At 46.8% G+C, this 496-nt stretch carries 2 tRNA genes; both read left to right on the top strand.

What is annotated here, in order from left to right:
• Positions 1-102 precede the first annotated feature (102 nt).
• Positions 103-179, top strand: a tRNA-Ile gene (locus tag OGY15_RS00760).
• 106 nt (positions 180-285) lie between these two features.
• Positions 286-361 (top strand) — tRNA-Ala (locus tag OGY15_RS00765).
• The last annotated feature ends 135 nt before the right edge of the window (positions 362-496 follow it).

Genomic DNA, 496 nt, shown 5'->3' on the forward strand with positions numbered 1-496 from the left:
TAGGGGAACCTGCGGTTGGATCACCTCCTTACCTTAAAGAAACGTTCTTTGTAGTGCTCACACAGATTGTCTGATGAAAATTAGCAGTAAGAAAATCTCTGCAGGCTTGTAGCTCAGGTGGTTAGAGCGCACCCCTGATAAGGGTGAGGTCGGTGGTTCAAGTCCACTCAGGCCTACCAAATTCGCTCTCGTGCTTTGTTGTGGCAAAGCTCGCATACTTCAGTATGCTTCGCTTCACCACGCCGCGCCCGAAAACGAATTAAGGTTAAAAGAGATTCATTCGATGGGGCTATAGCTCAGCTGGGAGAGCGCCTGCTTTGCACGCAGGAGGTCTGCGGTTCGATCCCGCATAGCTCCACCATCTTTACTGCAACAAACCAAGAAAACTTCAGAGTGTACCTGAAAAGGTTCACTGCGAAGTTTTGCTCTTTAAAAATCTGGATCAAGCTGAAAATTGAAACGACACACTGTTTCATTTCTCCGTAATAAGAAATGA

The sequence above is a fragment of the Citrobacter sp. Cu231 genome, from assembly GCF_030332265.1.
Taxonomy (GTDB): Bacteria; Pseudomonadota; Gammaproteobacteria; order Enterobacterales; family Enterobacteriaceae; genus Citrobacter; species Citrobacter meridianamericanus.